Source organism: Burkholderia sp. HMSC10F09 (assembly GCF_001806955.1).
Taxonomy (GTDB): domain Bacteria; phylum Pseudomonadota; class Gammaproteobacteria; order Burkholderiales; family Burkholderiaceae; genus Burkholderia; species Burkholderia multivorans.
The window spans coordinates 1-925 of record NZ_KV786816.1 but is presented as its reverse complement, the minus strand read 5'-3'; the positions used below and the strand labels follow the sequence as shown (position 1 = coordinate 925).

The following is a 925-nucleotide window of genomic DNA, read 5'->3' as shown; positions in this document are numbered from 1 at the left end:
CGTGTCGATCTGGATCGTCGCGCCGGCTTCGGCCGTGCCGGACAGCGACGTGCCATCCGTCGGGTTCACCGTCGGCACAGCCGGCGCCGTCGTATCGACCGTCAGATTGAACGCTGCACTCGGCACACTAACGTTCCCCGACGAATCCGTTGCCGTGACCGTCAGGCTATGTGCGCCTTCGCCCAATGCAGTCGCCGGCGTAAAGGTCCAGTTGCCGGATGCGTCTGCCGTGGTCGTGCCGAGCAACGCCGTACCGTCGTAGACGTTGATCGTGCTGCCCGCTTCGGCCGTACCGCTCAACGTCGGCGTCGTGTCATCCGTGCTACCACCGGAAACGATTGCGCCAAGGACCGAACCAACGTCGTCGGTCACGCCGGCAATGACGGGCGCCGCAGGCGCCGTCACATCGCCCGTCACCGTCACCGAAGCAGACGGGCTCGTATTGCCCGCCGCATCGCTTGCCGTTACGCCGATTTGCGTGCCGATGGGCAGCGGTGTCGTGGGCGTGTACGTCCATGCGCCGGTCGGATCAGCCGTCACCGTCGCATCCGGTGTGCCGTCGCCATTCGTGTCGATCTGGATCGTCGCGCCTGCTTCGGCCGTGCCCGACAGAGAGGTCCCGTCCGTCGGGTTCACTGTCGGAGCCGAAGGCGCAGTCGTATCCACTGTCAGATCGAATGCCGCGCTCGGCACACTGACGTTCCCCGACGAATCCGTTGCCGTGACTGTCAGGCTATGTGCACCTTCGCCCAATGCGCTCGCCGGCGTGAAGCTCCAGTTGCCCGATGCATCGGCCGTTGTCGTACCGATCATCGTCGTACCGTCATAGACGTTGATCGTGCTGCCCGCTTCAGCCGTACCGCTCAACGTCGGCGTCGTATCGTCGGTGCTGCTGCCGGAAACGATTGCGCCAAGGACCGAACCA

1 protein-coding gene is annotated in these 925 nt (G+C 64.9%); it reads right to left on the bottom strand.

The genetic code is table 11. The features are described from left to right. A partial coding sequence (locus tag HMPREF3115_RS20415; protein ID WP_256276307.1) for an Ig-like domain-containing protein occupies positions 1 to 925 on the bottom strand: 925 nt, incomplete at both ends.